The 6,827-nt window shown below is 66.4% G+C and carries 8 protein-coding genes; 4 read left to right on the forward strand and 4 right to left on the reverse strand.

Translation table 11 applies throughout. The features are described 5' to 3' along the window. The 3 genes from K0M70_RS12650 to K0M70_RS12660 all read right to left on the reverse strand — a co-directional run. Positions 1-291: hypothetical protein (locus K0M70_RS12650; protein WP_290782476.1), on the reverse strand; the 291-nt coding region annotated here is incomplete at its 3' end. Next, positions 288-992 carry a class I SAM-dependent methyltransferase gene (locus K0M70_RS12655; protein ID WP_290782478.1) on the reverse strand — a complete coding sequence of 235 codons (705 nt, stop codon included), beginning with the start codon at positions 990-992 and terminating at the stop codon, positions 288-290. The genes K0M70_RS12655 and K0M70_RS12650, both read right to left, overlap by 4 nt. After that, positions 989-1,855, reverse strand: coding sequence for a glycosyltransferase family 2 protein (locus K0M70_RS12660; RefSeq protein ID WP_290782480.1), 867 nt, complete (start codon positions 1,853-1,855; stop codon positions 989-991). The genes K0M70_RS12655 and K0M70_RS12660 overlap by 4 nt, the downstream gene beginning before the upstream one ends. A 132-nt stretch (positions 1,856-1,987) precedes the next feature. Here K0M70_RS12660 and pilB point away from each other — a divergent pair, with 132 nt between their 5' ends. From pilB to coaE, 4 genes are read left to right on the forward strand one after another with little or no spacing between them, the layout of a single operon-like run. Beyond that, positions 1,988-3,715, forward strand: a complete 1,728-nt coding sequence (pilB, locus tag K0M70_RS12665; RefSeq protein WP_290782482.1) for a type IV-A pilus assembly ATPase PilB — start codon at positions 1,988-1,990, stop codon at positions 3,713-3,715. A 3-nt stretch (positions 3,716-3,718) separates the two neighbouring features. After that, positions 3,719-4,963: a type II secretion system F family protein gene (locus K0M70_RS12670; RefSeq protein WP_290782484.1), complete on the forward strand. Its 1,245-nt coding sequence runs from the start codon at positions 3,719-3,721 to the stop codon at positions 4,961-4,963. 7 nt (positions 4,964-4,970) lie between these two features. Next, complete coding sequence (locus tag K0M70_RS12675) at positions 4,971-5,837, forward strand: A24 family peptidase (RefSeq protein WP_290782489.1); 867 nt, start codon at positions 4,971-4,973, stop codon at positions 5,835-5,837. Positions 5,838-5,841: 4 nt separating this feature from the next. Next, a complete protein-coding gene (coaE, locus tag K0M70_RS12680; protein ID WP_290782485.1) occupies positions 5,842-6,456 on the forward strand; it encodes a dephospho-CoA kinase in 615 nt (204 codons plus the stop codon). Between the two features lie 52 nt (positions 6,457-6,508). Here coaE and K0M70_RS12685 read toward each other — a convergent pair. Further along, a partial coding sequence (locus K0M70_RS12685; RefSeq protein ID WP_290782487.1) for a thiamine phosphate synthase occupies positions 6,509-6,827 on the reverse strand: 319 nt, incomplete at its 5' end.

Raw genomic sequence — 6,827 nt, forward strand, 5'->3', positions numbered from 1 at the left:
CTTTAGTGTCTGGCGGCGCAGCGACCGTAGCGTCGAAACGATGGATGGCCAGTCCCTTGGCCGGCCCGCCGACAGAAGCGACAGCGGCCGCCCGGGAGACGCAAAGCGATGAACCTCGACTCCGCTCGGAAGCTTCTCGACGACCTCGCGCGCACCCGGTGCCACGACGCGCACAGGCAGGTGGCCGTGCAAAGACTGGGCGAGGTCGGCCACGAAACCACCCGCCGCCTCGCTACCGTCGCCGGACTGCGGGAAAGACGTGGTGACGATCAGGACTGTGTCGCGGCTCACGGACGACGCACCTCGAAATCGTGCCCGGCCGAAAGGGCCGTCCAGTCGGGCCACGCCAGGCTCAAGGCAAAACTCAGCAGGTTGATGGCCAGCACCATGCCGGCCGCGGGAAACAGCAGCAGCGCGGCCAAAGCCGGGGGACTGGCCTTGACACCCCCTGCCACCGCCAAGCTGGCCAACAGGCCCGCGCTGCGCGCGGCGTGAAGCGAAGGACGGCATCGCGTCAATTCAAGCCCGGCCCGGCAGACATCCCGGCGCACACCGTGCTCGGTGAAGCGTTGGAAGTCGAACGGGGCATCGTGCACTGGATACAGGAAGGGCATCGAAAGCCAGCCTTTGCCGCCAGGCTTGAGGACGCGGGCGATCTCCAGCATGACGGCCGCCGGGTCCCTCACGTGTTCAAGCACCTCCAGACACAGGACGCCGTCGAAGCTGGCATCCGCGAACGGCAGCCGCGCCGCATCGGCGTAAACGTCTGGCGTCGCTGCATAGAGGTCTCGGCCCGTGGCAGGAAAGTCCAAAGCGACATAGTTCACAGGGATCGGCAGCTTGCCCTCGATCCAGCGGTCACCCGCACCGATATCCAGAAGGCTTCCCGCAAAGCCGGGCAAGCCAACCGGCAGGGCCCGGCGCCCCAACAACCACTGCGGGTGCAGCGGCGTCCTCGCCGCCCATTTCAGCCACGAACGCAGCGGCTTCATGGCCCAGGCGGGCGGTTGTAAGTCAGGGACGTGATCTGTTCCGACACCAGGCCAATCAGGAACACGATGACCGCCGCGCTGAAAAGCAGCGCGCTCATGTTGGTGAACCGGCCTTGGGTCAGGAACGTGTAGCTGTAGTAGCCGAGCCCCAGCAGGAAAAATCCAGCCCCCACGGGCGCGAACAGCTTGAGCGGCGAGTACAGGGTGGCGATCTTGAAGATGATCAGCAGGAAGCGGATGCCGTCCTTGATCGGGCGGATATGGCTCGCGGTGCCCAGGCGGCGACCTACCCGCACCGGGACATAGGCCACCGGGTAACCGCTGCGGAAGAAGGCCATGGTGCTGGTGGTCGGGTAGCTGAAGCCGTTCGGCAGCAGGTGAAGGAATTCGCGGAACCGGTCGGCGCGGACAACGCGCAAGCCGGAAGTCAGGTCCAGGATACGGTGGCCGGTCATCCAGCTGGCCAAGCGGTTGTAGAAGGCGTTGGCCAGGCCCCGGCCAACATTGGCCTGTCCGTCCCCGTCACGAGCGCCGACCACCATGTCATAGCCCTCGTCCAACCGGGCCATCAGCCCCTGGATCAGGGCCGGATCATGCTGACCGTCGGCATCCATGAAAACGATCACCTCGCCGGTGGCCGCCCGGGCGCCACGTTTGATGGCCGCGCCGTTCCCCATGGAGTAGGGTGAAGCCAGCACCCGGGCCCCCAGACTGGTCGCGAGGGCCGCGGTATCGTCGGTGGACCCATCGTCAACCACGATGATCTCGGCGTCCGGCAAACACTGCCTGAGCGCCGGCAGTGTCCTGCGCAGGCCCTCGGACTCGTTTTTGGCAGGCAGGACCACACTTACTCTCACGGTCATTCCCCCTATGCTCACTGCGGCCAGCTTACTTTATCCAATCCCCCTGCTGACACGAAGAATGTGCTGCAAGAGGCTGGCCAAGGGCCATTTTTCGGTTACAGTTGCCGCACCCGCGCGGCTCTGGGGAGCAGAGTGAACGCCAACGCCACCGCCAACCTGGTTGGAATCACCGGCATCGCCCGGCGCCTTGTGCTGGACGGCGCCCTGGGCGAGGCGGACGCACGCAAGGCCCTGGACGAGTCCAGCAAGCAGAAGCGGCCCGTCCACCTTTACCTGCTCGAGAAGAAGCTGGTCACGGCGGCCCATATCGCCAATGCCAACGCGGTCGAGTTCGGCATGCCGCTGTTCGACAGCACCACGCTGGACCTGAACCAGGCGGCCACCAAGCTGATCAGCGAAGAGCTGATCAACAAGCACCAGGCCCTGCCCCTGTTCAAGCGGGGCAACCGCCTTTTCGTTGCCATCGCCGACCCCACCAACACCCGCGCCCTGGACGAGATCAAGTTCGCCGCCAACCTCACTGTCGAACCCATCCTGGTGGACGAGGACAAGCTGCGCCGCACCATCGAACTTGCGCTGACCGCCAGCGACAGCATGGGCGACAGCATGGACGACGCCGAGGGGCTGGAAAACCTGGAGTCCAGCGGCGGCGACGACGATGCCAACGACAATATCGCCGATACCAAAGGCGGCGACGACACGCCGGTGGTGCGGTTCGTCAACAAGGTTTTGGTCGACGCGATCAAGCGCGGCGCCTCGGACATCCACTTCGAACCCTACGAAACCGAGTTCCGCGTGCGCCTGCGCATGGACGGCATCCTGCGGACCGTGGCCAAGGCGCCGGTGAAGCTGCAGCCGCGCATCACCGCCCGCCTGAAGGTCATGGCGCAGCTGGACATCGCCGAGCGCCGCCTGCCCCAGGACGGCCGCATCAAGCTGAACGTCTCCAAGACCAAGCAGATGGACTTCCGCGTTTCCACCTGCCCCACGCTGTTTGGTGAAAAGGTGGTGCTGCGCTTGCTGGACGGCAGCGCCGCCAAACTGGGCATCGACAAGCTGGGCTACGAGGAAGACCAGAAAAAGCTTTACCTGGACGCCCTGGCCAAGCCTTACGGCATGATCCTGGTCACCGGGCCCACCGGCTCGGGCAAGACGGTGTCGCTGTACACGGGCCTGAATATCCTCAACACCGACGAGCGCAACATCTCCACCGCCGAAGACCCGGTAGAAATCCGCGTCCCGGGCATCAACCAGGTGCAGATGAACGTGAAGAAGGGCATGACCTTCGCCGCGGCCCTGCGCAGCTTCCTGCGCCAGGACCCGGACGTGATCATGGTGGGCGAAATCCGCGACCTCGAAACCGCCGAAATCGCCATCAAGGCGGCCCAGACGGGCCACCTGGTGCTGTCCACCCTGCACACCAACGACGCCCCGCAGACGGTGTCGCGCCTGATGAACATGGGCATTGCGCCCTACAACATCACCTCGTCGGTCACCATCATCATCGCCCAGCGCCTGGCGCGCCGGCTGCACGACGCCTGCAAGAAGCCCATCGTGCTGCCGGAAAACGCCCTGCTGGCCGAAGGCTTCACCGCCGAGGACATCAAGGCCGGGGTAACGCTGTTCGAGGCCGTTGGCTGCGAAGACTGCAACGACGGCTACAAGGGCCGCCTGGGCATCTACCAGGTGATGCCCATGGCCGAGAACATCCAGGCCATCATCCTGGAGGGCGGCAACGCGCTCCAGATCGCCCAGGCCGCCCAGGACGCGGGTGTCCGCGACCTGCGCCAATCCGCCCTGATGAAAGCGCGGAACGGCGTGACCAGCCTGGCCGAAATCAACCGTGTGACGAAGGACTAAGCCATGGCGACGACTGCTGCCAAACCCACCGTAGCGCGCACCAACGTGATGGAACAGTTCACTTGGGAAGGCACCGACAAGCGCGGCGTGAAGATGAAGGGCGAAACCACGTCCAAGAACGCCAACCTGCTGCGCGCCGAACTGCGCAAGCAGGGCATCAACCCGACGGTGGTGAGGGCAAAATCCAAGCCACTCTTCGGCAGCTCCGGCAAAGCCATCACACCGCAGGACATCGCCGTGTTTGCCCGCCAGATCGCCACTATGCTGCAGGCCGGCGTGCCGATGGTGCAAAGCTTCGAGATCCTCGCGGGAGGCCAGAACAACCCCCGCATGCGCGACATGCTCAACGACATCCGCGACCAGATATCCGGCGGCAGCTCGCTCAGCGAGGCGATGGCCAAGCACCCGGTCCAGTTCGACGCGCTGTTCCGCAACCTCACCCGGGCCGGTGAGAGTGCAGGCGTACTGGACACCATCCTGGACACCGTCGCTACCTACAAGGAGCGGACCGAGGCGCTGAAAAGCAAGATCAAGAAGGCCCTGTTCTATCCTGCGGCCGTGATCGCGGTCGCCATGCTGGTGAGCGCCATCCTGCTGATCTACGTGGTGCCCCAGTTCAAGGCGGTATTCCAGGGCTTTGGTGCGGACCTGCCCGCTTTCACGCAGATGATCGTCAACGCCTCTGAATTCATGATTGCGTGGTGGTGGGCGATCCTGGGCGGTGTCGCCGGCTCGATCTTTGGTTTCCTGTTCATTTACAAGCGGTCGCCGGCGCTGGAGCGCACCGTGGACCGCATGCTCTTGAAGGTGCCGGTGCTCGGCCAAATCATGCACCAGTCCGCCATCGCACGTTACGCCCGCACATTGGCGCTGACTTTCAAGGCCGGCGTGCCGCTGGTCGAAGCGCTCGAGACCGTTGGCGGCGCCACGGGCAGCATCGTGTACAACGACGCCGTGATGCGGATCCGTGATGACGTGTCGGTCGGCTACCAGCTGAACGTGGCGATGAAGCAGGTCAATCTTTTCCCGCACATGGTGGTGCAGATGACCGCCATTGGCGAAGAGGCCGGCGCGCTCGACACCATGCTGCTGAAGGTCGCGGAATTCTACGAACAGGAGATCGACAACTCCGTCGACTCCCTCACCAGCCTCCTCGAGCCCTTGATCATGGTCGTCATCGGCGTCCTGGTAGGCGGCATGGTGATCGGCATGTACCTCCCGATCTTCAAGCTGGCGGCGGCTGTCTGATTACGTGCTGGCGCTGATCGAAACCCTCCCCGCCGCCACCATCATCCTGCTGGCGGCCCTGTTCGGCCTGCTCGTGGGCAGCTTCCTGAACGTCGTGATCCTGCGCCTGCCGCCCTGGATGGAGTGGCAGTGGCGCCGGGAAAGCCGGGAGCTGCTGGAGCTTCCCGAGCCCTACGAACCCGCCCCGCCCGGCATCGTCGTGCAGGGCTCGGCCTGTCCCAAGTGCGGCCACAAGCTGGCCGCGTGGGAAAACATCCCCGTGCTGAGCTACCTGATGCTGCGCGGCCGCTGCCGGGGCTGCGGCACGTCCATTTCACTGCAGTACCCGGTGGTGGAACTGCTGACGGCCATCGCGTTCGCGGCTTGTGCCTGGCGTTTCGGCGCCAGCCTGGAATTGCTGGCCGCCCTCACGTTCACCGGCCTGCTGGTGGCCATGTCGGGTATCGACCTGCGCACCACCCTGCTGCCCGACCAGCTCACGCTGAGCCTGCTGTGGATCGGCCTGGGCCTGTCCACCATCACCCTGTTCGCCTCGCCCACCGACGCCATCTTCGGCGCCATCGCCGGTTATCTGAGCCTGTGGACGGTCTACAAGGGCTTCAAGCTGCTGACCGGCAAGGAAGGCATGGGCTACGGCGACTTCAAGCTGCTGGCCGCCCTGGGCGCCTGGTGCGGCGTGGGCGGCATCCTGCCGATCGTGCTGATGTCGTCCCTGATCGGCGCCGTGTTCGGCTCGGCCTGGATTGCGATGCGCGGCGCCGACCGCGCCACGCCCATTCCCTTCGGCCCCTACCTGGCCGCGGCCGGCTGGGTGCAGCTGATGTGGGGGCCGCAGATCATCCAGGCCTACCGCAGCTGGGCCGGCCTGGCCTGAGGCCGTGGCGGACTTCATCGTCGCCGTGACCGGCGGCGTGGCCTCCGGAAAATCCGCGGCCACCCGCGCCTTCGAAGCCCTGGGCATCACCGTCGCCGACGCCGACGTGGCGGCGCGCGCCGTGGTGGAGCCCGGCCAGCCCGCCCTGGCGGAAGTGGCCGCCCTGTTCGGACCGGCCTTCATCCAGCCCGATGGCCGACTGGACCGCGCGGCCATGCGCGAACGGGTGTTCACCGACCCCGCGGCCAAGACCACGCTGGAGGGGGTGCTGCACCCGCGCATTCGGGCGTGGCTGCGTTCGACCTGCGACCAGGCTGCGGGTCCCTATGTGGTGGCGGCCATCCCGCTGCTGGCCGAGGGCGGCGCAAAGGCGACGTATCCCTGGCTGGGCCGCGTGCTGGTGGTGGACGTGCCCACCGAAGTCCAGATCGCCCGGCTGCAGCAGCGCGACGGCAGCACGCCCGAATTCGCCGGCCGCATGGTGGCGGCGCAGGCCAGCCGGGCGCAGCGCCTGGCGATTGCCGACGATGTGATCGTCAATGACGGTTCGCTGGCGCAGCTGGAGGCCGCCGTGACCCGGCTCCACGCGCGCTACCTGGGTTTGGCGACCCGGGCCTGAGGGCCATCCTGCGGGAACGCGCGCAGCGCGCGAGGACCGCCACACCCGTGCCTCAACGCGGCCAAAGCCCCCGAATTCCCGCCACGCCCTGCCCGCCATGCCGGCGGGCAATGGCCAGGTCGGCGGGCTTCATGCCGCCGATGGCGTAGATCGGCAGCGACACCCCTTCGCGCAACAGGGCGAACCGGTCCCAGCCCATCCCCTCCGCGCCGGGATGGCTTTGGGTGGCGCATACCGGGCCCAGCACGGCGAAATGCACGCCCAGGCGCTGGGCCTGCGCCAGTTCGTCGGCGTCGTGGCAGGACGCCGCCACGCTCCGGCCCGGCGCAAGCGCCGGTAGCGCGGTCAGCGCCATCAGCTCGCGCGCCGGA

The organism is Arenimonas sp. (genome assembly GCF_019459675.1).
Classification (GTDB): domain Bacteria; phylum Pseudomonadota; class Gammaproteobacteria; order Xanthomonadales; family Xanthomonadaceae; genus Arenimonas.